Consider the following 26,314-nt stretch of genomic DNA (forward strand, 5'->3'; position numbering starts at 1 on the left):
TTCAACAGAGCGGACCCGATGAAACGCCTGCCCCTCGACGACAGCTTCAAGGTCAATCGCAACCCCGTCACCCTGCGCGAAATCGTGCTCGACAAGTTGCGCAGCGCCATCATGAACTTCCAGCTCCTGCCGGGCGATCGCCTGGTCGAGCGTGATCTGTGCGAGCGCCTGGGCGTGAGCCGTACCTCGGTGCGCGAGGCGCTGCGACACCTGGAATCCGAAGGCCTGGTGGAATTCGCCGACGCCAAGGGTCCACGTGTGGCCATCATCACCCTGGAAGACGCCCGCGACATCTATGAGCTGCGCTGCGTGCTCGAAGGTCTGATCGTCCAGCTGTTCACCCTCAATGCCAAGGCCCGGGACATCCGTGCCCTGGAAAAAGCGTTGGCGGTCAACCGCAAGGCGCTCGAAGAGCGTGCATTGTCCGACGTCCTGAGCTCGGTCCAGGGTTTCTACGACGTGCTCTTCGAAGGCTCGGGCAATCAGGTCGCCGCTACCCAGTTGCGCCAGTTGCAGGCCCGCATCAGCTACCTGCGCGCCACCTCGGTGTCTCAGGAAAACCGCCGCGGCGTCAGTAGCGACGAAATGGAACGCATCGTCACCGCGATCAAGAGCGGCGATCCGATGGCGGCGCACCAGGCGTCCGTCGATCACGTCCGCGCCGCTGCGAAGGTCGCCCTGGAATCATTGCGTCAGCAGCGCAACGACGATCACAAGGTGCGCGACATCGCCGCGCCCATAGCCCTCAACGAACCGCGCATCGGACGCTGACCGACATGGCCACTCCACGGTTTTGCCCCCAATGCGGTGCCTGCGGCCTGAGCCTCGGAATCCCTGCGGGCGATACCCATGAGCGGACCTTTTGCTCCGGTTGCGGCCACATCCATTACGTCAATCCGAAGGTCATCACCGGCTGCATCGTCGAAACCGACGGCAAGTACCTGCTGTGCCAGCGGGCGATCCCGCCGCGCCCCGGCACCTGGACGCTGCCCGCAGGCTTCATGGAAAGCGGAGAAACCACCGAGGAAGGCGCCCTGCGCGAGCTGTGGGAAGAAGCCGGAGTGCGCGCCGAAATCCTCTCGCCGTACTCGATCTTCAGCGTCCCGCGGATCAGCGAGGTGTACATCATCTTTCGCGCGATGGCCTTGGAGATCACCGACGAATTCGGCCCGGAAACTGCCGCACGGCAGTTCTTCGCGCCGCAGGACATTCCCTGGGACAGCATCTACTACCCTGCCATCCGGCAGATCCTGGAGCGCTACATCCAGGAGCGCGCGACCGGTACCTACGGCATCTACATGGGCAACGACGATACCGGCCGCATCCACTTCATGCGCTAGCCGGCGACCGCCTCGCAACCTTCGACGATGATCACTTCGGCCTTCGCGGCGCCCGCACGCAGGGCGGCTGCTTCCTGGTATTCCCTGGACTCGTAACAGGCTTGCGCCTGGGCGTACGAATCGAACTCGATCACCACGCTGCGCTGCGGCGTGGCCCTGCCTTCCATGGCTTGCGAACGCCCCCCACGGGCCAGCAGGCGACCCCCGAACTGGGCGAAAACCGCTGGCGCGCGCTGGGTGTAAAGCACGTACTGCGCAGGATCGGTAACGTCTACATGAGCAATCCAATAAGCCTTCATTTTCACCTCGACAGGGGGTAATGTACGTATTATGGTATACCACGATTAGGCCAGTTATCCCAGACCAGTCATCCCAGAGAGTGCAGGCATGGCGTTCAACAGCATCGAAGAAATCATCGAGGACTTTCGTCAAGGCAAGATGGTCTTGCTGGTGGACGACGAAGACCGCGAAAACGAAGGTGACCTGCTGCTCGCCGCCGACTGCTGCACGGCCGAGGCCATCAGTTTCATGGCCCGCGAAGCACGCGGATTGATCTGCCTCACCCTCACCGAAGAACGCTGCCAGCGGCTGGGGCTGGAGCAGATGGTACCCAGCAACGGCAGCGGGTTCGGCACCGCGTTCACGGTTTCCATCGAAGCCGCCAGCGGGGTCACCACCGGTATCTCCGCCGCCGATCGGGCGCGCACCGTTGCCGCCGCAGTGGCGCCTCAGGCGGTTGCCGCCGACCTTGTGCAACCGGGCCACATCTTTCCCCTGCGCGCCCGCGAAGGCGGTGTACTGACCCGCGCCGGGCATACCGAAGCCGGCTGCGACCTGGCGCGGCTGGCCGGCTTCACCCCTGCCGCGGTGATCGTCGAAGTCATGAAAGACGACGGCACCATGGCGCGTCGTCCGGACCTGGAGCTGTTCGCTGCCCGTCACGGCATCAAGATCGGCAGCATCGCCGACCTTATCCACTACCGCCTGAGCACCGAGCACACGGTGACGCGCATGGGCGAGCGCGAGCTGCCTACCGTGCACGGCACGTTCCGCCTGGTCAGCTATGAAGACCGCATCCAGGGCGGCGTGCACATGGCCATGGTCATGGGCGACATCCGCCGCGAAGATCCGACTCTTGTGCGGGTGCACGTCATCGACCCGCTGCGCGACCTGGTCGGCGCCGAGTACACCGGCCCTGCCAACTGGACGCTGTGGGCGGCGCTGCAGAAAGTCGCCGAGCACGGTGCGGGCGTGGTGGTGGTGCTGGCCAATCACGAGTCTTCCCAGGCCCTGCTCGAGCGGGTACCGCACCTGACCCAGCCGGTGCGCCCGTATTCGCGTACGCAGACACGCATCTATTCGGAAGTCGGTACCGGCGCGCAGATCCTGCAAGACCTGGGCGTCGGCAAACTGCGTCACCTGGGCCCGCCGCTCAAGTACGCAGGTCTCACGGGCTACGACCTCGAAGTGGTCGAAAGCATCGCATTCCAGGCACCCGGACCGGATGCATCCGCCATGGACGGCAACGGCATCTGAAACAAACGATCGTCCAGGTCGCCACGACCTGACTGCTCCCGATACGCGGGTGTGGAAACAGCCCGCTCAAACAATGACAAATGAGGGCGTACAAGATGGTATTCAAAAAACGTGCGATAGCGGCGTTGGCCGCAGCGACCCTGGCGTTCACGGCAGGCACTGCCGTGGCAGCCGAGACGCTGAGCTTCGTCAGCTGGGGCGGCACCACCCAGGACGCGCAGAAGTCGTCGTGGGCCGATCCGTTCAGCAAAAGCAGCGGCACCGCGGTGGTCATGGATGGACCGACCGACTACGGCAAGCTCAAGGCCATGGTCGAGAGCGGCAACGTGCAGTGGGACGTGGTCGACGTGGAAGCCGATTTCGCCTTGCGTGCGGCCAGCGAAGGCCTGCTCGAACCCATGGACTTCAAGGTCATCGACCGCACCAAGCTGGACCCGCGCTTCGTCTCCGACTACGGCGTGGGCTCGTTCTACTTCTCATTCGTGCTGGGCTTCAACGAAGGCAAGGTCGGCGCCGGCAAACCCCAGGATTGGACTGCACTGTTCGACACCAAGGCCTATCCCGGCAAACGCGCACTGTACAAGTGGCCCAGCCCAGGCGTGTTGGAGATCGCCCTGCTGGCCGACGGCGTCGCTGCCGACAAGCTCTATCCACTGGACCTCGACCGCGCTTTCAAGAAGCTCGATTCGATCAAGAAGGACATCGTCTGGTGGGGCGGCGGCGCCCAGTCCCAGCAACTGCTGGCCTCGGGCGAAGTCACCATGGGTCAGTTCTGGAACGGTCGGGTCTACGCCCTGCAACAGGATGGCGCTCCGGTGGGCGTGAGCTGGAAGCAGAACCTGGCAATGGCCGACTTCCTGGTCGTGCCCAAGGGCTCGAAAAACAAGGAGGCAGCCATGCGCTTCGTGGCCAACGCCACCGGTGCCAAGGGCCAGGCCGATTTCTCCAATCTGACGGCCTACGCCCCGGTCAACACTGAAAGCGTGCAGCGCCTGGACTCGATTCTGGCGCCCAACCTGTCGACCGCGCACGTTGACGACCAGATCACTCTGGACTTCGCCTACTGGGCCAAGAATGGCCCCTCTATCGCGACACGGTGGAACGAATGGCTGGTCAAGTGAAGCTGTCCTCGCCCTCCGCCCTCGGCAGCACCGGGGGCGCCGCCGGCGGCCCCGGTGCGCTGCGCGCTGCCCAGCCGCGCCCGAGCCTGATCCAGCGCTGGCGCGGGTCGAGCAACCTGATCCCGGCGCTGGTGTTCCTCGGCCTGTTCTTCTTCGCCCCGCTCATTGGCCTGCTGCTGCGCGGCGTGCTGGAGCCGACACCGGGGCTGGACAACTACCGCGAACTGTTCGCCAACTCGGCCTATGCGCGGGTGTTGTTCAACACCTTTTCGGTGGCCGGGCTGGTGACCCTGTTCAGCGTGTTGCTGGGCTTTCCGCTGGCCTGGGTGATCACCTTGGTGCCACGGGGCTGGGGCCGCTGGATCTTCAGTATCGTGCTGCTGTCGATGTGGACCAGCCTGCTGGCGCGCACCTACTCCTGGCTGGTACTGCTGCAGGCGTCGGGGGTGGTCAACAAGTTGCTCATGGCCCTGGGCATCATCGACCAGCCGTTGGAGATGGTGCACAACCTGACCGGGGTGGTGATCGGCATGAGCTACATCATGATTCCGTTCATCGTTCTGCCGCTGCAGGCCACCATGCAGGCCATTGATCCGATGGTGCTGCAGGCCGGCGCCATCTGCGGCGCCAGTCCGTGGACCAACTTCTTCCGGGTGTTCCTGCCGTTGTGCCGCTCGGGACTGTTCTCCGGCGCCTTGATGGTGTTCGTCATGTCGCTGGGCTACTACGTCACTCCGGCCCTGTTGGGTGGCGCGCAGAACATGATGCTGCCCGAATTCATCGTGCAACAGGTGCAATCCTTCCTCAACTGGGGGCTGGCGAGCGCTGCGGCCGCACTGTTGGTGCTGATCACCCTGGTGCTGTTCTATTTCTATCTGAAGCTGCAACCGGAATCCCCGGTCGGCTCCAGCAATTCGAGGTAAGTCATCATGCTTCTTACCCCCAATGCCATGAGTCGACGCCTGCGCGTGGGCCTGTACCTCACCACGGGGTCGATCGGCCTGTTCCTGCTGTTGCCGATCGTCTTCATCGTGCTGCTGTCGTTCGGCTCATCCCAGTGGCTGGTGTTTCCGCCACCGGGCTGGACCACCAAGTGGTACCTGCAGTTCTTCGCCAACCCCGAGTGGATGGCAGCGGCCTGGTCGAGCTTGAAAGTCGCTGCACTGACCACCGTGTTCGCGGTACTGCTGGGCCTGCCGACGGCCTTCGCGCTGGTGCGTGGCAAGTTTCCGGGCCGCGAGTTGCTGTATGCCTTGTTCACCCTGCCGATGATCGTGCCGGTGGTGATCATCGCGGTGGCCGTGTATGCGCTGTTCCTCAAGCTGGGCTACACCGGCACGGTGTTCTCGTTCGTGGTCAGCCACGTGATCGTCGCCCTGCCCTTCACCATCATTTCGATCATCAACTCGCTGAAGCTGTTCGACCAGTCCATCGAGGACGCTGCGGTGATCTGTGGTGCGTCCCGCCTGCAGGCAATCTTCAAGGTCACGTTCCCGGCCATTCGTCCGGGCATGGTCGCCGGCGGCCTGTTCGCGTTCCTGGTTTCCTGGGATGAAGTGGTCCTCAGCGTAATGATGGCCAGCCCCACCCTGCAGACCCTTCCCGTGAAAATGTGGACCACCCTGCGCCAGGACCTGACGCCGGTGATCGCCGTCGCCTCGACGCTGCTGATCGCCCTGTCGGTGCTGGTCATGGTGGCTGCCGAAATCATTCGTCGCCGTAACCCCGTCAACGCCTAGGAGCTGGACATGAGTGCTGTGATCAAACAACAGGCCGTGCAGGCCGGCGACACCCTGGTCAGCCTCCGCGGCCTGAACCGTCATTACGGCGACTTCGCTGCGGTCGACAATATCGACCTGGACATCAAGAACGGCGAGTTCCTGACCTTCCTCGGTTCCAGTGGCTCGGGCAAGAGCACCACCCTGTCGATGCTGGCAGGCTTCGAGACACCCAGTTCCGGCGAGATCCTGGTCAGCGGCCAGTCGCTGGTCAACGTGCCGCCGCACAAGCGCGGTATCGGCATGGTGTTCCAGCGTTATTCGCTGTTTCCGCACCTGTCGGTGCGCGACAACATTGCCTTCCCCCTGGACATCCGCAAGCTGGGCCGCGCCGAGCGTGATCGCAAGGTCGACGCAATGCTCAAGCTGGTGCAGCTCGAGGCCTTCGCACACCGTCGCCCTTCGCAGCTGTCCGGTGGCCAGCAGCAGCGCGTTGCCATCGCTCGCGCCCTGGTCTACGAGCCGCGCATTCTGCTCATGGACGAGCCGTTGGGCGCACTGGACAAGAAGCTGCGCGAAGACCTGCAGGATGAGCTGCGCCAGCTGCACCGGCGCCTGGGCATCACCATCGTCTACGTGACCCACGACCAGGAAGAGGCCATGCGCCTGTCGCAGCGTATCGCGATTTTCAGCCACGGCAAGATTGTCGGGCTGGGCAGCGGCTACGACCTTTATCAGAACCCGCCCAATGCCTTCGTGGCCTCGTTTCTGGGCAACTCCAACTTCCTCAAGCTGACCACCACCAGCAACGGTTCCGGCAGCTTCGAAGGCGCCAGCCTGGGCATGCGCCTGACACCCGGCGCCAATACGGGCCAGCAGGTACTGCTGATGGTACGTCCCGAGAAAGCCCAGGCATTGAGCGCCGCGCAGGCTGCAGAGCAACCGCTGCTGCCGGGCTGGAACCAGATCGCCGCCACGGTCACCGAGACGCTGTTTCTCGGCGAGAGCCAGACCTGCAGCGTCGTGACCCAGGGTGGCACGCCGATGACGGTCAAGGCCTTGTCTGCAGCCGGCATGCCCTTGCAGGCCGGTGAGCAGGTCCAGGTGCGCTGGGCAGCGGCGGATGCCTGCGTGTACACCCAGTGGGAAGACGCTGACCTCAACAAGGCGGCTGGCGCGCACTGAGCCTGCAACGCGCCTTCTACTCCGCAACGCAACTTCAACCCCGCAACGCAAAAAGCCCCGAGTGATCGGGGCCTTTTTGCAGGTGCTGTTTCCGTCGGTTCGAACTACTTGGCGTATCCGGCGCGTACCCGCTCTGCGCGCTGTTGCTTGCGCGTGGCCAGGCAGTAGAACAGTGGGCAGGTCACCACGATGCCGACCAGCCAGGAAAGGTCGGCACCTTCGACCAGGTGGGCGTAGGGGCCGACATACAAGGCGGTGTTGGCGAACGGCAGCTGCACGGCAATGCCACAGGCGTAGGCGATGATCGCGTGCCAGTTGAAGCGCCCGTACTGCCCGCCGTCGGCGGCGAAGATCGACTCGATATCGTAGTTGCCGTATTTGATCAGGTAGAAGTCGATCAGGTTGATGGACGCCCAGGGCACCAACACCAGCAGCAGTGCCAGGATCAAGCCGATGAAGTCCTGGATGAAGTCACCCGAGGCGCCCACCGCCACCAGACAGCAGCCACTCAACACCAGCGCCGACAGCACAATGCGTACTTTCACGCTGGGCGTCCAGTGGGCCACGAAGGTCTGCACGGCGGTGACGATGGCCAGTACCGCGCCGTACAGGTTCAGGGCGTTGTGGCTGATGATGTTGAGCAGGAACAGCAGCATCAACAACGGGCCCAGCGCCCCGGTGGCCTGCGCCACGGCAGTCATCGCTTCGGTGCCCGGCGGCGTTGCGAGCACCACCACCGCGCCGAAACTGAACGACAGGATGGTCCCCAGGGTGGCACCGGCATAGGTGGCCCAGAACGGTTTGGCGATGCCGATATCGGTCGGCAGATAGCGCGAGTAATCCGACACGTAGGGCGAGAAGCTGACCTGCCAGATCACCCCCAGCGACACCGTGGCGATGAACCCCGCCAGGGTGAAGCCACCACGGGTAAGGAAGTCGACCGGCAACGGCTGGCTGAACACATAGGCGAATCCGGCGAGCAGTGCGCCGCCCATCACCCAGGTACCGATCTTGTTCAAGGTATGGATGAACCGGTAGCCCAGCACACCGATGGCGGTGGCGGCCAAGGCGCCGATCACGCTCCCTACGGGCAGGGAGATCGGCTCGACCATCGAGTGGATCGACTTGCCGGCCAGCACGATGTTGGAGATGAAGAAGCCGACATAGATCAATGCGGCGAAAAACACGATCAGCAGCGCGCCGAAGCGGCCGAACTGTCCGCGGCTCTGGACCATCTGCGGAATGCCCAGCCGCGGCCCCTGGGCCGAGGACAAGGCGATGACCAGCCCACCCAGGCAGTGCCCGAGCACGATGGCCAGCAACCCCCAGGCGAGGTTGAGGTTGAACACCTGTACCACCATGGCGCCGGTCACGATCGGCAGGGGCGCAATGTTGGTGCTGAACCACAGTGTGAACAGGTCCCGAGCCCGCCCATGGCGCTCGGTGGAAGGGACCTGCTCGACGGTGTAGCTCTCGATCAATGGGTCTTGCGATGAACGCTCGGACATAGTCTTTCACTCGAGTCTGTTGTTGTTCTTGTAGGAATCCGGATCAATGCAACGACCCGCTTCTGATAGACAGACCATATTACGGTATACCAAGAAAACGCAAGAGGATCGCTCAGTCCCGCCACCTCCAAGCCGTTGCCAGTTGTGTATCTCGCGACTGAAATTCAGGGTTGCACAAACATTTCTTTGGTATACCATCAGACCAACAAATATTCGAATAAACGAGAGGTGCCTTTGATGATCGATGCCGAAATCTACAAACAAGTCATGGGCTCGTTTCCCTCTGGCGTGACCGTGATCACCACGCTGGACGACGAAGGCCAACTGGTCGGCATGACCGCCAGTGCCTTCAGCTCGCTGTCGATCGATCCGGCCCTCGTGCTGTTCTGCCCCAACTACAAAGCCGACTCCTACCCCCACTTGATTCGCAGCAAGCGCTTCGCCATCCATCTGCTTTCCAGCGACCAGCAGGCCGAAGCCTACGCCTTCGCCAGCAAAGGCAAGAACAAGGCCGACGGGATCGAGTGGAGCATGAGCGCTCTGGGTAATCCGGTACTCAAGAATGCCATTGCGGTCATCGAGTGCGAACTGTGGCGCGAGTACGAGGGTGGTGACCACGCAATCATGGTTGGCGCGGTGAAGAATCTGCTGGTACCCAGCGCCCCGCAAAGCCCGTTGGTCTACTGCCGCGGCAAAATGGGCGCCCTTCCCGCGTTCGCCTGACACTCCCATACCCAGGCTGCGGCAAGCCCCCGGCCGGGAAGAATCACCGCCAACAGATCCGAGGTAGGCAAGATGAAATTTTCGCTGTTCGTGCACATGGAGCGCTGGGACGACAAGACCAGCCACCGGCAACTGTTCGAAGACCTGACCGAACTGACCCTGATGGCCGAAAAAGGCGGGTTCAGCACGGTATGGATCGGCGAGCACCACGCCATGGAGTACACCATCTCCCCGAGCCCCATGCCGCTGCTGGCGTATCTGGCCGGCAAGACCACCACCATCCATCTGGGCGCCGGTACCATCATCGCGCCGTTCTGGCACCCGCTGCGTGTTGCAGGCGAATGCGCACTGCTGGATGTGATCAGCAACGGGCGCATGGAAGTCGGCCTGGCTCGCGGCGCCTACCAGGTCGAATTCGACCGCATGGCCGGTGGCATGCCGGCCAGCAGTGGCGGCAACGCCCTGCGCGAAATGGTGCCGGTGGTGCGTAAACTGTGGGAAGGCGACTACGCCCATGATGGCGAGATCTGGAAGTTTCCCACCTCCACCAGCGTGCCGAAGCCAGTCAAGACGCCGCCGATGTGGATCGCCGCGCGCGACCCCGACTCGCACAACTTCGCCGTTGCCAACGGCTGCAACGTCATGGTCACGCCGTTGATGAAAGGCGACGAGGAAGTGGTCGATCTCAAGAACAAGTTCGAAGCGGCGTTGGCGAACAACCCTGACGTACCTCGCCCGCAACTGATGGTGCTGCGTCACACCCACGTTCACGCCAGTGACGACCCCGACGGCTGGAAGGTCGGCGCCACGGCGATCTCGCGCTTCTACCGCACCTTCGACGCCTGGTTCGGCAACAAGACCACCCCGGTCAACGGCTTCCTGGAACCCAGCCCGGAATCCAAGTTCGCCGAGCGCCCCGAGTTCGAACTGGAGAACATCCGCAAGAACACCATGATCGGCACGCCCGAACAAATCATCGCGCGCATCAAGTACTACCAGGAACTGGGCGTCGACGAGTTCAGCTTCTGGTGCGACAACAGCCTGCCCCATGCAGAAAAGAAGAAGTCGTTGGAGCTGTTCATCAATGAGGTGGTGCCAGCGTTTCGATAAGCTTGAAGCGTCAGTGAAAGAACCGGGCACTTGCCCGGTTTTTTCATGAATGACTGAAGCGAGAGGCCGCCTGCATTTCTTCGACAAGGGCCTGAACGAGCCTTTGCGCAGGCAGCTCCCTGGCCAGCGGTGCGCCCTGACCCGCCCACTGGGCTGCAAAATCGTGGCATCCCTTGGCGCTGGCCGCTGCATGCAGGGCTTTGGCAACATCGTAGGCCAACGGGTACTCGGCTGGCATGGGGACGCTGTCGGTTCCGGACTCCAGGTACAGACGATTCGGAATCCCGCGGGCCGGTCGGCCCGATACATAGCTGGTAACCCGTGTCTGACTCGCCTTCGCGCTTTTCAGCGCCTGCCGGTGCTCTGGGGTTGCACAGGACTCCGGACACAGGATGAACGCCGTTCCCAACTGACAGGCACTTGCGCCGAGCATCATCGCTGCATTTATCCCGGCACCATCCATGATCCCGCCTGCGGCAATGACCGGCAGATCCATGCTTTCACCGATGATGCGCAACAGCGCGAACAGGCCCATCTGCTGGTCTTGCCCGAACCCATCATCGAACACCCCACGATGCCCGCCGGCTTCGTACCCTTGCGCAATGATGGCCTGAACGCCTGCACGCTCCAGTTGCTGCGCTTCGGACAACGTCGTTGCGCAACCGATGATGTAGATACCCGCCGACTTGAGCTCATCGATCCACTGCACTGGCGGCGCGCCGAAATGAAAGCTGACGACCGACGGTCTCTCTTCGACGAGCATCTCGAGCATGGCTCGATCATCGACAAAGCTTTTGTAGATTTCTTTCAAGACCGGCGGAGGTGCAGCGTCGAATTCGGGAAAGAAACTTGAAAGATACTGCAGCCACGCATCGTTTCTGGCGTGGTCGAACGCAGCCGGGCGATGGCAGAACATGTTGACGTTGAAGGGCTTGTGGGTGAGCGCCCTGGTCTGCCGGATCAACTCACGCCCCTGCTCTGGCGTACTGGCCCCCAGACCGATGGAGCCCAATGCACCGGCATTGGAAACAGCTGCTGCCAATTGCGGCGTCGAGACACCTACCATGGGCGCTTGAACGATCGGATGCGTGATCCCCCATTCGGACAGCATGTCGGGTTTCGGCATTTCTCATCCCTCCTCTCGATTGGTCGTGCCGGTTAGCGATCCGACCTGACCAGTGCTAGACCAACGCCTCTGCAGGTCCGAAAAACTCATAATGCGCCTGACCGTCCGGTACGCCCATGTCTCGAAGCGTTCGCTTCATGAATGCCATGAACGGTTTGGGGCCGAGAAAGTAGGCATCCACGTTGCGGTCGACGGGCAACCATTGCTGCAGCTGCTCTATCGAGGGCATGCCGACGGCATCAGGCTGCGCCCCTGCATCGGTACTGGCCTCGTTGTAAACGATGTAGGCCCTGAACTGCGGGAAGCGTTGCTGCCACTCACGGAGCTGGTCTCTGAACGCTTGAGCCTGGGCATTTTTCGCATAGTGGATGAATACCACAGGACGATCACCTGCCTGCAGCGCAGTTTCACCCATAGGGATCGTCGGCGTGATACCCACCCCGCCACTGATCAGCACCAATGGCCTGGTACCCGCTGCCAGCGTGAAGTTGCCGGAAGGTGGAAACAGCTCGAGCGCCGATCCGGCGACGATCTGGTCGTGCAGATAGTTGGAAGCCACACCATCGGGCTCGCGCTTCACACTGATGCGCAGCCCCACCCCAGAGGATGGCGCCGACAGCGAGTAACTGCGCCGGCACTCGTTCCCATCGATGTTCAGGCGCAGGCTGATGTACTGGCCCGGTTCATGCGCAATGACGGGTTCGCCGTCGACCGGTTCCAGGTAGAACGAGGTGATCTCGCTGCTTTCAGGCACCTTGCCGGCGACCCGGAACATGCGCCCGCCGCGCCAACCACCGGGTGCTGCGGCGACGCTTTCGTACACCTGTTCTTCGGCATCGATCAGCAGGTCGGCGAGCTGTTGATAGGCTGCCGCCCACGCGGCTATCACTTCATCGGTGGCGATTTCTTCACCCAGCACTTCACGAATCGCGCGCAACAGGCAAGCACCCACGATCGGGTAGTGCTCGGGAAGGATCTGCAGTGCGACGTGCTTGTTGACGATCTGGCTTGCCAGCGGTCCCAGGTTTTCCAGACGATCGATGTTGCGGGCGTACATCAGCACACCGTTCGCGAGCGCCCGAGGTTGCGAGCCGTTTGCCTGATGCGCCTGATTGAACAAAGGCCTGACCTCTGGATGGCCATCCAGCATGATGTTATAGAAATGCGTAGCCAGTGCCTCACCCCCCGTTTCCAGCAGGGGGATGGTCGCTTTGATGATGTCGCGCTGAGCTTGAGTGAGCATGTGAACTCCGGATGCAGATGGGTGCTATCCTCATAGCAACCGCTATGCCATACAGAAAATCCAATAAAATCAGTCCTTCATCTATTTTTAAGAGTCTTTTAGACTCGGTTAAAAAGACCCAAATATGAAAGGCAAGGTCATTCCGACTCAGTCATCACGGGCTCTTCAAGCGCTTCTGCCACTGCTGAGCGACCTCACTGCGGAGATCAGCGCAGAACACCGTTACCAGCGTGTGCTCGATGCGCTTCGCGAATTGGTACCCACCGATGCCGTCGCCATCCTGCGCCTCGAAGATCACGTTCTGATACCCGAAGCCGCCCATGGGCTGGCGGTGGATGCCATGGCGCGACGGTACCCGGTGGACAGCCATCCGCGCTTGAAAGCGATCGTCGAGGCACCGGGAGCGATATTGTTTGCGCCCGACTGTCCTTATCCGGACCCCTATGACGGCCTGATCGGCGCCAGCGCGTTGCCTGTGCACGACTGCATGGGCTGCGCCCTGCGCATCAACGAAAAAATCTGGGGTGTTCTGACCCTGGACGCGCTGAAGGTGGGTCAATTTTCCGAGGACGATCTGCAGACCGTGGAAACGTTCGCTCGCCTGGCTGCCGCTACGGTGGTGGCCGCCGGGCATTTCGACGAGCTGATGCGCACCTTGGACGGCGAACGCAAGCGGGCCGATGCCTACCGATTGGCCCACCAAGGCGGACCTCAACGGATGATCGGTACCAGCGAGGCATTCAAACAGTTGCTGGGGGAAATCGACCTGGTCGCACCCAGCGAGCTGACGGTACTCATTACCGGTGAAACGGGCGTGGGCAAAGAGCTGGTGGCGCGTCGGCTCCACAGCCACTCTCACCGTGCCGACAAGCCGATGATCAGCGTCAACTGCGCCGCCTTGCCGGAACACCTTGTCGAAAGCGAACTGTTCGGCCACGTCAAAGGCGCATTTTCAGGCGCCGTTGAAAACCGCCTCGGCAAATTCGAGATGGCCAGTGGGGGCACGCTCTTCCTCGATGAAATCGGCGAGCTGCCGCTGTCGGTGCAGGCCAAGCTGCTGCGGGTGCTGCAAGGCGGTGATGTGCAGCGCGTGGGCTCCGACCGTTCACACGTGGTGGATATTCGTTTGCTGGCAGCGAGCAACCGCGACTTGGCCGAAGAGGTTCGGACAGGTCGCTTTCGTGCCGACCTCTATCATCGTCTGACCGTGTACCCGTTGCGCGTGCCGCCACTGCGAGAGCGCAAGGAGGACATCCTTCTTCTGGCCGGCGCGTTCGCCGAGGAAAATCGGTACCGAATGGCACTGCCTCCAGTGCGGTTCGCCGCCCCAGCCAAACAGGCGCTCGGGCAATACGCCTGGCCGGGGAATGTTCGCGAGCTGGAGCACCAGATCGCTAGGGCCGTGTTGAAGGCGAAAAAGCGGGGTTCCGGTTCAGCCCGTAAAGACATGCTCGTTCTGCTGGCAGACGATTTCGACCTTCCGACCACCGCCAGAGTCCTGGAAACCGAGCCCGCGCGTTCAAGCGATTCCGTTCGGTCGATGCCCCTCGACTACAAGGCCGCCGTTGATGACTACAAGAAAGAGCTTCTGGAAAACGCACTGATCCAGCATCAAGGCAATATCACCGCTGCCGCCAAGAGCCTCGGTCTGGATCGCGCCAATCTGGCAAGGCTTGCGGCTCGGCTGGGTGTCAGCGTTCGGCGCGTCTAGGAACGACACCGGCCACCTCATCGTTTGCCGCGCCCAACTACAGGCGCGATGGAACGCTCACCCCCTGACCGTCCACAACTGCTCGAGCTGCGTGGTATAGCTCTGGCTCATCATCTCCCGACGCATGCCCCAGTCCGGGTTGGTCGGCACCGCTGCTGGGCGCAGCGTGCCCCTGCCCCAGCGACCGTTGACCTGGTCGAGCACCTGCATCAGCCGCTCGGCGGCGGCCGGTTGGGCGCTGGCGAACAGATCGTCGGTGAACTCGCCGCGCTGGCACAGGCCCAGCAGGAGTATTTCCGCCTTGCTGTAGGTGAAGCCGCTGCGAAAGATGAATTCCAGGCCCTGCACCGCTGCCTTGGTCAACAGGCGTACATCGTCGGTCGGGTATGGCAGCTGCACCACCACGCCGTTGGCGTACTTGGCTTCCAGCGGGTTGAGCATGCCGGTGCGCACGCTCACGCGCAGCTGCCGACACAACGAATGCTGGGCCCGCAGTTTTTCCGAAGCGCGCATCACATAGCTGGCCACCGCCTCGCGGATCGGGGCGATCTCGGTCAGGCGCTTGCCGAACATCCGGCTGCAGCAGATTTCCTGCTTGGGCGGATCGGGGTCTTCAAGCGCCAGGCAGGGCGTGCCGCCCAGTTCACGGGCGGTCTTTTCGATCACTACGCTGAACCGGCTGCGCAACAGCGCAGGGTCGGCGCAGCTCAGGTCCCAGGCGGTAGCGATGTTCATGCCTTGCAGGTGTGCGCTCATCTTGCGCCCGATGCCCCACACATCACTCACCGGGGTGACTTTCAACAGGCGATCGCGGCGTCCCGCCTCGCGCAGGTCGAGCACGCCGCCCAGCTGTTTATGCCATTTCTTCGCGGCATGATTGGCCAGCTTGGCCAGGGTCTTGGTGCCGGCGATACCCACGCCTACGGGGATGCCAGTGCGCCGGTAGACCTGTTCGCGAATGTCTCGGCCCAGTGCATCCAGGTCCTGGTGCATGCCAGTGAGGTCGGCGAATGCTTCGTCGATGCTGTAGACCTCAAGGGCCGGCACCATGGACTCGATGATGCACATCACCCGTTCGCTGATATCACCGTATAGCGCGTAATTGGAGGAAAACGCCACGATGCCATGCTGGCGCAGCAGGTCCTTGATCTGGAAATAAGGCGAGGCCATTTTCACCAGCGCCTTGGCTTCGGCGGATCGAGCGATCACGCAGCCATCGTTGTTGGACAGGACCACGATCGGGGTCTTCGCCAGGTCCGGGCGAAACACCCGCTCGCAACTGGCGTAGAAGCTGTTGCAGTCGATCAGCGCGAAGACCGGCTCATTCCTTTTCATGGGCACGTACGCTGAAGGTCACCACGCCCCAGATCAGCAGCTCGTCGCCTTCCATGATGTAGCGCGGCGGGTAATCGCGATTGGCCGACTTGAGGATCACCTCGCGCCCCCGCTTGTGCAGGCGCTTGCACACCGGTTCGCTGTTCACTGCGGCGATGACTACATGGCCATGCTCGGCCTCGATCGAGCGATCCACGATCACCAGGTCACCGCAGAAGATCCCGGCGCCCTGCATGCTGTCGCCCTGGATGCGCACCAGGTAGATGTGCGGTGCGCGGATTTCCAGCAGCTCGTCCAGCGAAATGCGCTGTTCCATGTGGTCAGCCGCAGGCGAGGGAAAACCGGCCGGGACCTTGAACGAATACAGCGGATGCGCGGTGCTGCCCTGGGCGAGCGGGCCAAGAATGGTGATCATGGGATTGCCTGGTATTGATACTGTACGAATATACAGTTAACTTTGTAAGAACCTCGAGGTCAACCAAAGACCGCGACAATCTGACGGAGAACACCATGTGTGGTCGCTACTCGATGTACGAAGCGATGGAGGTCTATCTGCGCGAGTTGGCCCCGCGTCAGCAGGTCATCAGCTATGTCGACCCACAGCCGCAGGCACGCTACAACATTGCGCCGACGCAGCGCGCCATGGTGCTGCAGGGTACTGAGCAAGGCTTGCTGATCGATTCGGTGAAATGGGGCTGGGCGCCGTTCTGGGCTCAGGGCAAGCGCCCTGCCCCGATCAACGCCCGGGTCGAAACCGTGGCCACCGGCAAGTTCTTCAAGCAACTGTGGCCCAATGGGCGTGTGTTGGTGCCGGCCAACGGTTGGTACGAGTGGGTCAAGGATGCCGACGACCCGAAAAAGAAGCAGCCGTGGTTCATTCATCTTGCGGACGAGACACCGATGTTCTTCGCCGCCCTGGCGCAGGTCACGCCTGGGCTTGAGCCTGGTGAAGGCGATGGCTTCGTGATCATCACCGATGCCAGCAACGAAGGCATGGTCGATATCCACGACCGCCGCCCCGTAGTGCTGGCACCGGAGCAGGCGCGGGAATGGCTGGAAGCCGACGTGAGTGCCGAGCGCAGTCTGGAGATCGCCCAGCATGAAGGCCGGCCGGTGGCCGACTTCCGATGGCATACGGTGAGCAAGGCCGTTGGCAATGTGCGCAACCAGGGTGCGGAGCTGATTGCGCCCATTGATGAGGCGTCCTGATGCCGCGCTCGCCGCCTGCTGAACTCAGCCGCTGACGTTGACCGACGAGCCGGGTTCGAGCTGTTCCGTGCCCAGCGCGTGGATCAAGGTGATTGCTCGGGTCGACACTGCACGCAAGTGCACGGTGATCACTTCATCGATACGCGTCACATCTACCCACTGCCCATGAAACTGCACTGCCAGGCTGACGTCGCCCAGACCGGACGGTGGCGCCGGGAACACCCGCAGCCCTTCCACGGCCGGACACACACCCAGGTAATGCCGCTGCATGACGTCCAGGGCGCCGGACATGGCTGCCAGGTGGACCCCTTCACGCACGCCGCTGTCGGGCTTGGCGTCCAGATCGGTGCGCAGGCAGTGCTGGTAGTACATCCACGAGGCATCACTGTCGGTGTGGGCCAGGGCGCCGGCGCAAACGGTTTTCGACAGGCTCGACTCATGAAAGACGTGGCCCAGGTGATAGTCCATGGTGCGCCGTGCGATGTCGTCGTCGAACGGGTAGCGCAAGCGAGCGAACAGGGCGTGCAACTGCTCATTGGACAATAGGTAGAACAGCATGAGGGTGTCGGCCTGCTTGCTGACCTGATAGTGGTCGCAATGATCACCGCGGGCTTCGAGCATCCAGTCCAGGCGTGGGTTGTCCTCGCTTTTCCACTCATCCGGGGCGGGCTGCAATCGTTCGAAGCCCTCGAATTGGTCGAGCACACCGTCGGCGGTGAATGGCAAGAACATGTTGCGGCTGACATGTTCCCAGTGCGATGCCTCGTCGGGACGCAGTGCCAGGCGTTCGACGAGGTCTTCGCGCAGCGCCGTCGGCAATCGCTGCAGCACGTCCAGTGCACGGCACAGCGTCCACACCGCCATCAGGTTGGTGTAGGCGTTGTTGTCCAGCCCCGGTTGCTCGGCATGGGGATAGGCGTTGTGGTATTCGTCGGGGCCGATCACGCCTTCGATGACGTAGCGCTGCCGGGATTCATCGAAGCGCGCCACGCTGGCCCAGTAGCGCGCGACCTCGATGATCAGGTCGCCGATCTTTCCGGCCAGTTGCTGTTCGTCACCGGTGGCCAGGTACAGCGTCCAGGCGTCGTAGGCCACGGCCGAGCCGATGTGACGCTGCAGGTGCGTTGGGTCGGGCACCCAATGGCCGGAAAGCGGGTAGTACTGGAACGGCGGGGTCTGTTCCTCGCCATCGTGGGCGCTGCGCCACGGAAACATTGCGCCGGAACAGCCCAGCCGAGCGGCTCGGCGCCGCGCTGCCGGCAGACGCGCATGGCGGTAGTCGAGCAACGAGCTGGCCAACTGCGGACGGTGGGTGGCGAACAACGGAAAGGCGAACAGCTCGTCCCAGAACACCTGGCCGAAGTAGCCCTCCTGCCAGCCGCGCGCCGGAAAACCCAGGTCATGGCTCATGCTCAGTGGAGAAACCGTCTGCTGGATATGCCAGCCGGCGAACTGCAGGGGGTGGTCGACAGCCGGATCGGCAACGCGGATGCGCCCGTATTCCCACGTGTCCTGCCACGCCTGCTCATGGGCAGCCAGCAATTGCGCATGGCTGGCGTCGGGCAGTGCCGCCATGCTGCTCGACAGTCCGTGAAACTCGTCGTCGACTTGAACGATGACACGCTTTTCCAGTACCAGCGGGCCGTGCTCGGGCCACTCGACATCAGCTTCCTGCACCAGACGGTCGTCCGCCACTTGCCCCTGCCACTGGCACGGGGCGCAGGTCTGCACGGCCACGGCGACCTTGCGCGACGAGTCATCGAGGGTCGCCACGACCCCTGCCCGACCATCCGCCAGGTGTTCCCAGCGATGGCTGTGCAAACGACGCCCCTCGTAGTCGCGGTCGCGTTCGATCAGGTAGTTGCCACGGCTGTTGTCCAGCGTCGTACGCACGCGCAGGCCGGTCAGCGGTTTCTGGGCATGCAGCTCCCAGCGCAGCACCGCCAGTTGTGCATTGGCGAGGCTGACGAAACGGGTCTCGACGAGTTCCACCGGAACATCGTCCAGCAGCAACGACAGCCGACGGGTCAGAACACCGCGCTGCATGTCGACATGCTGGTGATAGGACTGCAGGGTGTCCGGCCCAAGCTCAAGCCACGGCTGGTGATTGAGCGACAGCGTCAAGCCGAAGGGGTCTGGCAGGTTGACCAACGCCGCGGTATGGGTGGTGGTGCCGTTGACCTGGCGTGCGGCATCGTCGTACCAGCCCGCCCGGTACAGGCCGGGGTAATGCCCTTCGGGCCGTGGCACGGCGCAGGCCTCGGGCGAACAGGCGCGCCATGAGATCACGCCGTTGGCCAGGGTGAACAGCGCTTCGCGGCGCTGTTCGTCGTCGAGGTCGAAATGGTCGAAGACCAGGGAATGGGTCGGGCGATCCTTCATGGGCGTTGCCCACGAGCGTGCAACGGGGCGAGAGCGGTAACCGGCGTAAGCGTCATGCAAGGATTCCTCGAGTGTGCAGGCGTCGATAGTCCTCAATGCAGACCCATGCACAGGCTCTAGGTTCGGCCTCTTGGGGGGTGCGCAGTGGTTACATCATGTAACGCCGATGGAACTCCAGGGTGGCCTGATTCTTGTGCTTGGCCTCGAACATGATGTCGAAGCGCTCGAGAAACTGCAGCGCGTAGAGGTTGGTCCAGTGGTTCCACATAAGCTCGCTGTGGCCATACAGGTCGCGCTTGGACACCACTTGCAGCAGCGCTGGCATCTCCAGCTTCTGCTCGGCGCTGAAGCCTAGTTCCTGCAGGCGCTCCTGGGGCTGCGAGTAATGCATCACCGGGCGCACGCCGCGCCAGCTGTCGATGATGCGGTCCACGCGGGGATCGTTCGGGTCGATGTAGTCGTTCTCGTTGATCCAGCAGTGGTGGATATCCAGCACCACGGGTGCCAGGTCGGCGAGCTGCAGGCAGTCGTCGACGCCGTAGGTTTTCTCTTCGTTCTCGAAGGTGATGCAGTGGCGCGCCACGCTGGACAGGCGCGGCCAGATCGCGCGGATGCCTTCGGAGCCGAGGCGACCGGCGATGTGCACGTTGCACTTGAAGTCCTGGTACTGCACACCGTAGCCCATCATGCGGATCATGTCGGCGTGGTACTCGAATTCCGCCAGGCTGTTTTCCACCACCGGTGGCTTGTCCGAGCCCAGCACGCAGAACTGGCCGGGATGGAAAGACAGGCGGATGCCTGAATCGCGCGCCAACTGGCCCATGGCCGCGAAGCGTTCGGCCAGCCACGCCTGGCGCTCGGGCTGCTGGTAGAACGGCGCAACCTGCGGGTGGCTGTAGAACGGCAGCAGGTCGCTGCTCAAACGCAGCATGCGCATGGCTTCGGGCAGTTGCGCCACATAGTCGAGCAGTTGCAGTTGCGCCTGCAGGTTGTGGCGGACGACCTCTTGAAGCTTTTCGTGAGCCACTTGCGTGGCGACGCTGTTCATCCAGCGCAAGGTGGTGGTGCGGGGGTTGTAGGCGCCCTCGATGAGCTTCAATTCGGCGAGGGTCAGGGCGCGGATCGCGTGTCGGTATTGGCAGGCGAAGCCGATGCGGGGAGTGGTCATTGGGATAGGAGCCTGGCATTCAATGGGTAGCCGATAGACAACGACGCGCGCCGTTCCTTCCCCGCCACCGTGCACGCGACTGCACAAATTGACAGACGCCCTGCGCCACTCTTAATCTGTAGCCAATACATTGTAAATTGGTATTACCAATTCAGCTTGCTCCCGGCAGATCTCCAACAACAATCAGGGAATCCGACCCATGCCAACGAACAGTCCTGCCTGCGCCGTTCTTCACGTCCGGGAGATGGCGCGCCCATGATCATTTCTGCCTCTACCGATTATCGCGCCGCGGCGCAGCGCCGCCTGCCGCCGTTTCTGTTCCACTACATCGACGGTGGCGCCTACGCCGAGCACACCTTGCGACGCAATGTCAGTGACTTGGCGGACATCGCCCTGCGTCAGCGGGTGCTGCGCAACATGTCCGAGCTGAGCCTGGAAACCCAGCTGTTCGGCGAGACGCTGGCCATGCCGGTGGCGCTCGCTCCAATCGGCCTGTGCGGTATGTTTGCCCGTCGTGGCGAGGTGCAGGCAGCCAAGGCGGCGGATGCCAAGGGTATTCCGTTCACCCTGTCGACGGTATCGGTCTGCCCGATCGAAGAGGTCGCACCGGCCATTACCCGGCCGATGTGGTTTCAGCTGTATGTGCTCAAGGACCGCGGCTTCATGAAGAACGCCCTGGAGCGCGCCCGCGCCGCCGGGGTGAAGACGCTGATCTTCACCGTGGACATGCCGGTGCCCGGCGCTCGCTACCGCGATGCGCATTCGGGCATGAGCGGCGCCAACGGGCCGATGCGGCGCATGTGGCAGGCCGTCACGCACCCGGCGTGGGCCTGGGACGTTGGCCTGCACGGTCGTCCGCACGATCTGGGCAATATTTCCACCTACCGCGGCAATCCCACCGGGCTTGCCGACTACATCGGTTGGCTGGGGAGCAACTTCGATCCGTCGATTTCCTGGAAGGATCTGGAGTGGATTCGTGAGTTCTGGGACGGGCCGATGATCATCAAGGGCATTCTGGATCCCGAGGACGCCCGCGACGCCGTGAGCTTCGGTGCCGACGGTATCGTGGTGTCCAACCATGGCGGGCGTCAGCTCGACGGCGTGCTGTCCAGCGCACGGGCCTTGCCGGCGATTGCCGATGCGGTGAAGGGCGATCTGGCAATCCTGGCCGATTCGGGGATTCGCAGCGGGCTGGACGTGGTACGGATGATCGCGCTGGGGGCCGACACGGTGCTGCTGGGTCGGGCATTCATCTACGCCCTGGCGGTGGCCGGAGGCGCGGGTGTGAGCAATCTGCTGGGGTTGATCGAGAAGGAGATGCGGGTGGCCATGGTGCTGACCGGGGCCAAGTCGATCAGCGAGATCGGTTCGGATTCGCTGGTGCGTTGAGCGGTAGGCATCGCGGCAGCAAGTGGACCAGTTGCGGGTGCACCGCGTCGGGCTGTATGTCGAGCACCACCAGCGTGACGGGCAGCTTGAAGCGGCGACGGCCGGCACTGCCGGGGTTGATGTACAGGCACTCGCCGCGCCACTGGATCAGCGGTTTGTGCGAATGACCGGTGATGACCAGGCGTGTATCTTCGCGCAGCGCCGCGGGTACATCGGCGATGTCGTGTACCAACAAGGTGGGCCAGCCTTCTAGCTCGAAATGCAGTACCTCGGCGAGCGAGTCGGCCCAGGCCATGCCGACGTCGTTGTTGCCCGACACCACTTGCACCGGGGCAATCGCGGAGAGTTGCTGGACGATGTCGCCCTTGCCGATGTCGCCGGCATGAACGATGCGCTCGCAGCCCTGCAGTGCCGCCACCGCTTCGGGCCGCAACAGGCCGTGCGTGTCGGAAATGATGCCTACTTTCACTGTCGATATCCTGGGTGAGCTGTGCGGATCTGGACTGTGATCTACCTGGGCAGGTTCCCCCAAGATCATCCATCGACCGCAAAACCTACCGCAATCCTGCCACTACTGAGCGGTGAACCCTTCGCGGCCGGTGACCGCTCCTACGGGGGACCCAATACCTCTGTAGGAGCGGTCAGTGGCCGCGAACAGACGCTGCGGTGTGTCAGGTATCCTGCATTCAGCCCTTCGCGGCCGCTGACCGCTCCTACGGGAAAATCCTACACCTCCGTAGGAGCGGTCAGTGACCGCGAACAGACGCTGCGGTGGGTCAGGTACAGGGCGATAACGCTACTTGGCTGTGATCACCGCCAATTTAGTGATGCCCGCCTTTTCGATGGAGGCCATGGCCCGGGCCACTTCGCCGTAGTTGACGCCGTCATCGGCCTGCAGCTGTACCCGCACATCAGGATCCTTCTGCCGGGCGTTCTGCAGGTTGACCTGAAGCAGGTCCGGCTGGATTTCATCCTTGTTGATGAACAGTTTCCCCTGCCCGTCGATGCTGACCACCAGCGGGTCCTTCTGCTCGGCAGGCGCCACCGATTCGGTCTTGGGCAGGTTGATCGGGATCGAATTGGTCAGCAACGGCGCAGTGACGATGAACACCACCAACAACACCAGCATGACATCCACCAGCGGGGTCACGTTGATCTCGCTGAGCACTTCGTCCGTGTCCTGAGTCGAAAAGGCCATGTCAGGATGCCTCCTTCACTTTGTGGCCGGAAGCCGCAGTACCACTGCGAGCCAACGCCGGATGTTGCAGTACGCGGAAGGAATGCTTCTGCGCCAGGCTGTAGAAGTCATGGGCGAAGTCATCGAGGTCTGCCGCGGTCAGCTTCAGGCGCCGCAGGAAATAGTTGTAGACCAGCACCGCCGGCACCGCGACGGCAATCCCCACGCCGGTCGCCACCAAGGCTGCGCCGATGGGACCTGCCACGGTTTCCAGACTGGCCGAACCGGCTGCGCTGATGCCCTTGAGCGCCGACATGATCCCCCACACCGTGCCGAACAAGCCGATGAAAGGCGAGGTACTGCCGATGCTGGCCAGTACCGCAAGGCCAGTCTCCAGCGAGCGCCGCTCACGCACGATTTGCTGACGCAGGGCACGCTCCAGCCGATCCTGATGATTGATGGCCTGGCTCAGATCGGTGTGCGCCTGCTCGTTGACCTGAATGGCGGCATAGCCCGACTGTGCGACACGGGCCGCTGCACCGGGTTGTTCCTGCGCTAGGTGGGCGGCCGAATCGAGGCTGGAAGCGGCCCAGAACTGCTTGTGAAACTTGCGATCCTGGCCCTTGAGCCGGGCGAACTGCAGCCCTTTGAGCAAGGCCAGGCCCCAGGTGGCAACGGAGAACAGGATGAGCAGCCAGATGACCGAGTGCTCGACGGAAGTGAAAGGCGATTCTGTCAGAAGATTCATGGTGAGGCTCTCTGTGGCAAGGCAATAGGTAATGCGACGCGCCTTTGGTCAGGTAGCCCGCTTGGTGCAAGAAAAGTTGTTCAGCGCAGTTTGAAATCGATTGGCACACTGACCCAGCCGTCGACTGGGTCGGAGCCCCGTTTGGCCGGGACGAAGCTCCAGCGTTTCACCGCTGCCAGCGCAGCGTCGTCCAACTGGGTGCGACCACTGCTGGTCTGTACCTGAACCTCGCTGGGCTTGCCGCTGGCCAGCACGTGAACGCGCAACAGCACGGTCCCTTCCCAGTTGCGACGCATGGCCAGGGCGGGATACTCGGGCGCCGGATTGTGCAGGTAGCCAGCATTGGCCGAGGCCGGTGTCACCGGTTGCGGCGCAGGGGGTGCAGGCGGCGTGGGCGGCGTCGGTGCGGCCACAGGTTGCGGCGGCGCAGGCGGTTGCACGACCGGTTTGGGCGCAGGCTTTGGCACCGGCTTCTTGACCACGGGCTGAGGCTTTGGCTTGGGCGGCGGCGGTGCTGGCTTGGCCGCCAGTTCATCCTCGACAGGCGGTGGCGGCTCGACAACCGGTGCGACCGGCTCGGGCGGCGGCGGCGGCGTCTCCACCACCGGCGGTGGCGCTGGCTGCGAAAACTCGATCGTCATGGGTGGGATTTCCGGCGGCACTGTAGGCAGCGCCGGTGTCGGGGTCTGACTGATCCAATAGATCACCGCCCCATGCAGCACCAGCGCGAACACCCCCAGCAGCACGCCCTCGCGACGACCGAGGATACGCTTCGGCGCACGTTGCAGACGCAGCTCGCCCAAGGGCTCGCGGAACACCCGGCCCAGGTCGAGCACATCGCCGGGTACCGGATGCCACCGCACCTCCAGGGCGGCCTTGAGGTTATTCATCAGTTACTCCTGTTGACGGGTGATCGTGAAGAGACAAGTCCAATCGGCCTCTTCGGCGGGCGAATGATGGTCAAACTCGACGGGTTCGAAAAGTAATTGTTTGTTATCCCAAACTGCCTATCTGGCATAAGGGAAAGTTTGTGATTTAGCGCGTGCAACTCACTGTTGACTGCAGAACAGCTGAACAACTTAGCTGTTGCGCAGGCAACAACGGGTTGATTCGAGAAATATTCATTTCTCCAGCAGAATTAACCAGTTGCGCTCTACCGACAACGACCTTGCAAGCCGAGCAGGTGCATCGACGGAGTGTCACGTTTTTTACGTCACGACATAAGCTAATGCTCATAAGGTATTTAACGATCGTTTTTTATATCCTTTAGTATCCCCTTCAGTGTCGCAGTGGCTGCCCAGGCAGCGCAGATGTGGCTTTAGATCGACTCATTCTTTTTACTCTGCACTTTGAAGGCGTCGCCATGCAGCTTTTGACACTCCCCCCATCGCCCGCCCTCGCCACCTCCATTCGCGCCACTGCCCAGGTGTTCGAAGACCCGAAGTCCAGGGCCTTGCTGGCGCATCTGGAGCAAGTCGCGCCCAGCGAGGCGAGCGTGCTGATCATCGGTGAAACCGGCACCGGCAAAGAGTTGGTCGCGCGCCATATCCACAACCTCAGTGGGCGGCGTAACAAGCCGTTCGTGGCCGTCAACTGCGGAGCGTTTTCCGAGTCGCTGGTGGAAGCCGAGCTGTTCGGTCACGAAAAAGGCGCGTTTACCGGCGCGCTGACAGCCAAAGCCGGATGGTTCGAGGAGGCCAACGGTGGGACGCTGTTTCTCGATGAAATCGGCGACCTGCCGATGCCCATCCAGGTCAAATTGCTGCGCGTACTGCAAGAGCGCGAAGTGGTACGCCTGGGTTCGCGCAAGAGCATCCCCATTGATGTTCGGGTATTGGCGGCGACCAATGTGCTGCTGGAAAAAGCCATCAATGCCGGCAACTTTCGCGAGGATCTTTATTACCGGCTGGACGTGGTCAGCCTGGAGCTGGTGCCACTGCGCGAACGGCCCGGCGATATCATCGCGTTGACCCGGCACTTCCTCGATGTGTACTGCAAGCGTCTGGGCTACAAACAGGCGACGCTGTCACCCGAGGCTGAGCACAAGCTGCTGCACTACAGCTGGCCAGGCAATATTCGCGAACTCGAGAACGTCATTCACCACACCTTGCTGATCTGCCGCAACGGCGTGATCGAGCGCGACGACCTGCGCCTGTCGAACATGCGCATCGAACGCGCCGATGACAGCCCGGCAGTGGACGATTCGGTGGAGGCTTCACTGGATCGGCTGTTCCAGCGGCTGTTCGACGAGCAGGTCGGTGACCTGCACGAGAAAGTCGAGGAGGCCCTGCTGCGCTCGGCCTATCGCTTCAGCCATTGCAACCAGGTGCACACCGCCAACCTGCTGGGCCTGAGCCGCAACGTGACCCGCACCAGGCTGATCAAAATGGGCGAACTGGCGGTGAACAAAAGGCGTGCTGTTTCCGATCAGCCCGATGCTCGGGTGTTCAGGCTGTCAATCTGAACCAGCCACTCGCGGCCGCTGACCGTTCCTGCATACAGAGAAAACCGTAGGAGCGGTCATCGGCCGCGAAAAGGACGTTGCGGTGTAGCAGGCACTGCGCGGTGAAGCCTTCGCGGCCGCT

The 26,314-nt window shown here is 62.5% G+C and carries 25 protein-coding genes; 13 read left to right on the top strand and 12 right to left on the bottom strand.

The genetic code is table 11. The features are described 5' to 3' along the window. Window positions 1-18: 18 nt before the first annotated feature. Entirely contained in the window at window positions 19-771 is a 753-nt protein-coding gene (locus IFT75_RS14745; RefSeq protein ID WP_122477690.1) for a GntR family transcriptional regulator, read from the top strand. A 5-nt stretch (window positions 772-776) separates the two neighbouring features. Then, window positions 777-1,340 (top strand): NUDIX hydrolase, encoded by a 564-nt coding sequence (locus IFT75_RS14750; RefSeq protein WP_192055357.1) that lies wholly within the window; start codon window positions 777-779, stop codon window positions 1,338-1,340. Here IFT75_RS14750 and IFT75_RS14755 read toward each other — a convergent pair. Continuing rightward, window positions 1,337-1,639: a DUF1330 domain-containing protein gene (locus IFT75_RS14755; RefSeq protein ID WP_122477686.1), complete on the bottom strand. Its 303-nt coding sequence runs from the start codon at window positions 1,637-1,639 to the stop codon at window positions 1,337-1,339. The two genes, IFT75_RS14750 and IFT75_RS14755, sit on opposite strands and share 4 nt — an antisense overlap. Window positions 1,640-1,727: 88 nt before the next feature. Here IFT75_RS14755 and ribBA point away from each other — a divergent pair, with 88 nt between their 5' ends. The 5 genes from ribBA to IFT75_RS14780 all read left to right on the top strand — a co-directional run bounded on the left by ribBA (window position 1,728) and on the right by IFT75_RS14780 (window position 6,900). After that, window positions 1,728-2,876, top strand: coding sequence for a bifunctional 3,4-dihydroxy-2-butanone-4-phosphate synthase/GTP cyclohydrolase II (ribBA, locus tag IFT75_RS14760; protein ID WP_122477684.1), 1,149 nt, complete (start codon window positions 1,728-1,730; stop codon window positions 2,874-2,876). 95 nt (window positions 2,877-2,971) lie between these two features. Continuing rightward, window positions 2,972-3,997: an ABC transporter substrate-binding protein gene (locus tag IFT75_RS14765; RefSeq protein ID WP_192055360.1), complete on the top strand. Its 1,026-nt coding sequence runs from the start codon at window positions 2,972-2,974 to the stop codon at window positions 3,995-3,997. Next, window positions 3,982-4,920, top strand: coding sequence for an ABC transporter permease (locus tag IFT75_RS14770; RefSeq protein ID WP_122477681.1), 939 nt, complete (start codon window positions 3,982-3,984; stop codon window positions 4,918-4,920). Before IFT75_RS14765 ends, IFT75_RS14770 begins: the two co-directional genes overlap by 16 nt. A 6-nt stretch (window positions 4,921-4,926) precedes the next feature. Continuing rightward, the gene (locus IFT75_RS14775) at window positions 4,927-5,736 is read left to right on the top strand and encodes an ABC transporter permease (RefSeq protein WP_122477679.1); all 810 of its coding nucleotides are present in this window, start codon (window positions 4,927-4,929) and stop codon (window positions 5,734-5,736) included. 9 nt (window positions 5,737-5,745) lie between these two features. Then, window positions 5,746-6,900 (top strand): ABC transporter ATP-binding protein, encoded by a 1,155-nt coding sequence (locus IFT75_RS14780; protein WP_192055362.1) that lies wholly within the window; start codon window positions 5,746-5,748, stop codon window positions 6,898-6,900. Window positions 6,901-7,004: 104 nt separating this feature from the next. Here IFT75_RS14780 and IFT75_RS14785 read toward each other — a convergent pair whose 3' ends face one another. After that, entirely contained in the window at window positions 7,005-8,408 is a 1,404-nt protein-coding gene (locus tag IFT75_RS14785; RefSeq protein WP_122477675.1) for a purine-cytosine permease family protein, read from the bottom strand. Window positions 8,409-8,645: 237 nt separating this feature from the next. On the opposite strand from IFT75_RS14785, the gene IFT75_RS14790 reads away from it, so the two are divergent. Together IFT75_RS14790 and IFT75_RS14795 are read left to right on the top strand one after the other, a co-directional pair. Continuing rightward, a complete protein-coding gene (locus tag IFT75_RS14790; protein WP_122477673.1) occupies window positions 8,646-9,131 on the top strand; it encodes a flavin reductase family protein in 486 nt (161 codons plus the stop codon). Between the two features lie 72 nt (window positions 9,132-9,203). After that, a complete protein-coding gene (locus IFT75_RS14795) occupies window positions 9,204-10,241 on the top strand; it encodes an LLM class flavin-dependent oxidoreductase (RefSeq protein WP_192055363.1) in 1,038 nt (345 codons plus the stop codon). Window positions 10,242-10,284: 43 nt separating this feature from the next. Here the strand turns inward: IFT75_RS14795 and IFT75_RS14800 are convergent, their stop codons facing one another. Continuing rightward, a complete protein-coding gene (locus tag IFT75_RS14800; protein ID WP_192055365.1) occupies window positions 10,285-11,367 on the bottom strand; it encodes an NAD(P)H-dependent flavin oxidoreductase in 1,083 nt (360 codons plus the stop codon). A 55-nt stretch (window positions 11,368-11,422) separates the two neighbouring features. After that, window positions 11,423-12,610: an NO-inducible flavohemoprotein gene (gene hmpA / locus IFT75_RS14805; RefSeq protein WP_192055367.1), complete on the bottom strand. Its 1,188-nt coding sequence runs from the start codon at window positions 12,608-12,610 to the stop codon at window positions 11,423-11,425. A gap of 124 nt (window positions 12,611-12,734) precedes the next feature. Between hmpA and norR the strand changes: the two genes are divergently transcribed. Continuing rightward, window positions 12,735-14,321 (top strand): nitric oxide reductase transcriptional regulator NorR, encoded by a 1,587-nt coding sequence (gene norR, locus IFT75_RS14810; protein WP_192055368.1) that lies wholly within the window; start codon window positions 12,735-12,737, stop codon window positions 14,319-14,321. Window positions 14,322-14,378: 57 nt separating this feature from the next. Here norR and umuC read toward each other — a convergent pair whose 3' ends face one another. Both umuC and IFT75_RS14820 read right to left on the bottom strand, forming a co-directional pair. Next, window positions 14,379-15,656, bottom strand: coding sequence for a translesion error-prone DNA polymerase V subunit UmuC (gene umuC, locus IFT75_RS14815; protein WP_122715595.1), 1,278 nt, complete (start codon window positions 15,654-15,656; stop codon window positions 14,379-14,381). Beyond that, window positions 15,643-16,071, bottom strand: a complete 429-nt coding sequence (locus tag IFT75_RS14820) for a LexA family protein (RefSeq protein WP_122477662.1) — start codon at window positions 16,069-16,071, stop codon at window positions 15,643-15,645. The genes umuC and IFT75_RS14820 overlap by 14 nt, the downstream gene beginning before the upstream one ends. A 95-nt stretch (window positions 16,072-16,166) precedes the next feature. Here IFT75_RS14820 and IFT75_RS14825 point away from each other — a divergent pair, with 95 nt between their 5' ends. Further along, window positions 16,167-16,865, top strand: a complete 699-nt coding sequence (locus IFT75_RS14825; protein WP_192055370.1) for an SOS response-associated peptidase family protein — start codon at window positions 16,167-16,169, stop codon at window positions 16,863-16,865. Between the two features lie 24 nt (window positions 16,866-16,889). Here IFT75_RS14825 and IFT75_RS14830 read toward each other — a convergent pair whose 3' ends face one another. Both IFT75_RS14830 and uvsE read right to left on the bottom strand, forming a co-directional pair. After that, on the bottom strand, window positions 16,890-19,247 hold the full coding sequence (locus IFT75_RS14830; RefSeq protein WP_192055371.1) for a glycoside hydrolase family 65 protein: 2,358 nt from the start codon (window positions 19,245-19,247) through the stop codon (window positions 16,890-16,892). A 148-nt stretch (window positions 19,248-19,395) separates the two neighbouring features. Further along, complete coding sequence (uvsE, locus tag IFT75_RS14835) at window positions 19,396-20,415, bottom strand: UV DNA damage repair endonuclease UvsE (RefSeq protein WP_192055373.1); 1,020 nt, start codon at window positions 20,413-20,415, stop codon at window positions 19,396-19,398. A gap of 255 nt (window positions 20,416-20,670) precedes the next feature. On the opposite strand from uvsE, the gene lldD reads away from it, so the two are divergent. Beyond that, the gene (lldD, locus tag IFT75_RS14840; RefSeq protein WP_122477655.1) at window positions 20,671-21,804 is read left to right on the top strand and encodes an FMN-dependent L-lactate dehydrogenase LldD; all 1,134 of its coding nucleotides are present in this window, start codon (window positions 20,671-20,673) and stop codon (window positions 21,802-21,804) included. Here lldD and IFT75_RS14845 read toward each other — a convergent pair. The 4 genes from IFT75_RS14845 to IFT75_RS14860 all read right to left on the bottom strand — a co-directional run bounded on the left by IFT75_RS14845 (window position 21,770) and on the right by IFT75_RS14860 (window position 24,619). Further along, the gene (locus IFT75_RS14845; RefSeq protein WP_192055375.1) at window positions 21,770-22,273 is read right to left on the bottom strand and encodes a YfcE family phosphodiesterase; all 504 of its coding nucleotides are present in this window, start codon (window positions 22,271-22,273) and stop codon (window positions 21,770-21,772) included. The two genes, lldD and IFT75_RS14845, sit on opposite strands and share 35 nt — an antisense overlap. A 327-nt stretch (window positions 22,274-22,600) precedes the next feature. Further along, window positions 22,601-23,002, bottom strand: a complete 402-nt coding sequence (locus IFT75_RS14850) for an ExbD/TolR family protein (RefSeq protein WP_192055377.1) — start codon at window positions 23,000-23,002, stop codon at window positions 22,601-22,603. Between the two features lies 1 nt (window position 23,003). Then, window positions 23,004-23,729 carry a MotA/TolQ/ExbB proton channel family protein gene (locus IFT75_RS14855; protein WP_192055378.1) on the bottom strand — a complete coding sequence of 242 codons (726 nt, stop codon included), beginning with the start codon at window positions 23,727-23,729 and terminating at the stop codon, window positions 23,004-23,006. An 80-nt stretch (window positions 23,730-23,809) separates the two neighbouring features. Beyond that, window positions 23,810-24,619, bottom strand: coding sequence for an energy transducer TonB (locus tag IFT75_RS14860; protein WP_192055380.1), 810 nt, complete (start codon window positions 24,617-24,619; stop codon window positions 23,810-23,812). A gap of 473 nt (window positions 24,620-25,092) precedes the next feature. Here IFT75_RS14860 and IFT75_RS14865 point away from each other — a divergent pair, with 473 nt between their 5' ends. Continuing rightward, the gene (locus tag IFT75_RS14865) at window positions 25,093-26,193 is read left to right on the top strand and encodes a sigma-54 interaction domain-containing protein (protein ID WP_122477646.1); all 1,101 of its coding nucleotides are present in this window, start codon (window positions 25,093-25,095) and stop codon (window positions 26,191-26,193) included. Window positions 26,194-26,314: the final 121 nt, after the last annotated feature.

It is taken from the genome of Pseudomonas sp. CFBP 8758 (assembly GCF_014841725.1).
In the GTDB taxonomy this organism is placed as follows: Bacteria; Pseudomonadota; Gammaproteobacteria; order Pseudomonadales; family Pseudomonadaceae; genus Aquipseudomonas; species Aquipseudomonas baltica.